Genomic DNA, 3,545 nt, shown 5'->3' on the forward strand with positions numbered 1-3,545 from the left:
TCTTTAACCCTCAATAACACCACTTTTACCAAGAACACAGCCACAGGTGGCACAGGTTTAAACAACGGTCAAGGCAAAGGCGGGGCAATATTTGCCATGCAGTCCCTCACCAACAGCAACGGCAACAACCAGGGAATGCCCACTGTATTACCTACTGTCATCTCATTAGGAGCGACCTTCTCCGGCAACACCGCCGCCGACCAAGCTGGCATCCCCACTGCTAATACCCCCACCAACGGTGTCGGCAATAGCCAAGACAATAACGACGTTTACGGCACGATTTTTCCTAATACCGCACCTGTCCTTGCCGATACCGTCGTCACTCTCAGCAACGTCTTAGAAGATGCAGTTGCACCCACTGGCGCTGTCGGGACTTTGATTTCTGATATCGCTGCTATTAGTACAGGTCAAAATAACATCACCGACCCCGACACTGGCGCACTAGCAGGCGTAGCCATCACCATCGCCGACACAACCAATGGCAGTTGGTTTTACACCCTAGATGGCGGTACGACTTGGACTGCCTTGGGCGCAGTATCCGATACCAACGCTCGCTTACTCGCGGCTGATGCCAATACCCGCATTTATTTCCAACCTAGCGCCGACTACAACGGCACTGTCACCAACGGCATCACCTTCCGCGCCTGGGATAGCTTCTCTGCCCGCAATGGCAGCACCGATGACACCAGCACCAACGGCGGTATCACAGCCTTCAGTACAGCTACCGACACCGCAGACATCACCGTTACCCCCGTCAACGACATTCCCAGTTTCACCGCCACCAACCCCACCGCAGTTAATGAAGATGCAGGAGTACAAACAGTAACGAGTTGGGCAACTTTCAACGCTGGTGCAGCCAACGAAGCCGCCCAAACAGCCACATATATCGTTAGTAACATCGGCACCCCTGGCTTATTTGCGGTGGCTCCAGCGATAGACGCAAACGGTCAACTCACCTACACTCCTGCGGCTGATGCTAATGGGACTTCGACGTTTGATGTTGTGGTGCAAGATAACGGCGGTACTCCCGGTGTTGATACTTCGGCAGTACAAACCTTTACTATTACTGTTAACCCTGTTAACGACAAACCCAGTTTTAGTAACCCTGGAAACCAGATCCTAACAGCTTGGACAAACACAATTCAAACCGTTAGCAACTGGGCAAATACTGTTATCTTCGGCCCAGCCGATGAATCAACTCAAACCGTTAGCAACTACACCGTTACTAACACCGACAATACCTTATTTACAACTCAACCCAGTGTAGCAACCGATGGTACGCTGACCTACACTCCCAGTGGTAAACCCGGTACTGCTACTGTTAGCGTGCAACTGCAAGATGACGGCGGTATATTAAATGGCGGTGTTGACATTTCCGACATAGCTACTTTTAATATCACCATTCCCGCACCAAAAGTTAACCTGACTGCCAGCACAACTACTGCTAGTGAAGCCGGGACAACAGCTATTACCTTTACCGCTACTACTGAAGCTAATGTTGTCGGTACTCAAACCCTTAATTTAGCATTAACGGGTACTGCTAGTGCGGCTGACTTTACTGGTACTATTCCCGCTCAAATCACTATCCCAGATGGGAGTAATACGGGGCAAGTAACCATTACAGTTAAGGATGATTTGATTGCCGAAGGTACGGAAACCGCTACTTTAACCATTAGCAACCCGTCAACAGGAATAGCATTAGGAACTACCACTAACCAAAGTGTAACGATTACTGATAATGATACNAGTCAACCTACAGCCGATGTTACCATCCCATTAACGAGTAGTAACACCGCCGAAGGTACAGTAGACAAAACCAATTTAACCTTCACATCGGCTAACTGGAATACTCCCCAAACCGTCACCATTACCGGAGTAGATGATAACGTCGTTGATGGCGATATTGCCTACAATATTGTCACCGAGGAAGCTACCAGTACCGATGCTAATTATAGTGGTTTTGATGCTTCAGATGTTGCTGTTACTAATACCGATAACGATATCAAAGGCATTACTGTTACACCCACCACAGGTTTAACAACAACAGAAGCCGGGGGGACTGCTAATTTTACAGTCGTATTAAATAGTCAACCCACAGCCGATGTTACCCTACCATTAACGAGTAGTAACACCGCCGAAGGTACAATAGACAAATCCAGTTTAACCTTCACCGCAGCTAACTGGAATACTCCCCAAACCGTCACCATTACCGGAGTAGATGATAACATAGTTGATGGCGATATTGCCTACAATATTATCACGGCTGCTGCTACGAGTACCGATGCTAATTATAGTGGTTTTGATGCTTCAAATGTGGCAGTTACTAATACCGATAACGATATCAAAGGCATTACTGTTACACCCACAACAGGTTTAACAACAACAGAAGCCGGGGGGACTGCTACATTTACAGTCGTATTAAATAGTCAACCTACAGCCGATGTTACCATTCCATTAACGAGCGACAACACCGCCGAAGGTACAGTAGATAAACCCAGTTTAACCTTCACGTCCGCTAACTGGAATACTCCCCAAACCGTCACCATTACCGGAGTAGATGATAACGTTGTTGATGGCGATATTGCCTACAACATTATCACCGAGGAAGCTACCAGTACCGATGCTAATTATGATGGTTTTGATGCTTCAGATGTTGCTGTTACTAATACGGATAACGATACCGTAGCTCCCACACCGGAACCAACAGTTACTCCCACACCGGAACCAACAGTCACTCCCGCACCGGAACCAACAGTCACTCCCACACCAGAACCAACGGTTACTCCCACACCAGAACCAACAGTTACTCCCGCACCGGANCTCGGTAGCGAAGATGACATCGCCTATGGAGGTAAAGAAGATGATTATATTATCGGTGGTGAGGATAATGACCTCATTTTGGGGAATGAAGGCAAAGATGTCCTAATGGGAAATGACGGTAATGACATCCTTTTAGGCGGTCAAAACGATGACTTCTTACAAGGAGGCGACGGTGATGATCAACTGTTTGGCGATCAAAACAATGACTCCCTCCGAGGCGGTGAAGGTAATGACAGCCTATTCGGAGATATTGGCAGCGATGTCTTAGAAGGTAATGCAGGTGATGACTTGCTCTTGGGTGGAGAAGACCAAGACACTATTTCTGGTGGTGCAGATAATGACACCCTCTATGGCGGTCAAGCCAATGACCTTGTAGATGGAAATGAGGGCAATGATATCCTATTCGGAAATTTGGGGGATGATACCCTCGATGGCGGTGAGGGTAACGATATCTTAAGCGGAGGTGATGGTAATGACTGGTTAGTTGGAGCCGGGGGTGATGACACCCTAACTGGTGGTGCAGGTAATGACCGCTTCTATCTGGCTAGTAGTTTTGGCAATGAGCTAATTACCGACTTTACGAACGGAGAGGATATTATCGCTTTAACCGGAGGTCTAACTTTTGAACAGTTAGAAATTACCTCTTTTAACGGCTCCACCCTGATTAAAATCGCCAGTAGTCAACAACAGTTGGCTGAACTGTTTGGAGTCGATAGCAGCTTAAT

General features: G+C 47.6%; 1 protein-coding gene. It reads left to right on the forward strand.

Features of this window, described 5'->3' with window-relative positions; all coding sequences use genetic code 11:
* Nucleotides 1-135 precede the first annotated feature (135 nt).
* A partial coding sequence (locus PL8927_RS14540) for a Calx-beta domain-containing protein (RefSeq protein WP_456319740.1) occupies nucleotides 136-3,545 on the forward strand: 3,410 nt, incomplete at its 3' end.

The sequence above is a fragment of the Planktothrix serta PCC 8927 genome (assembly GCF_900010725.2).
Lineage (GTDB): Bacteria > Cyanobacteriota > Cyanobacteriia > Cyanobacteriales > Microcoleaceae > Planktothrix > Planktothrix serta.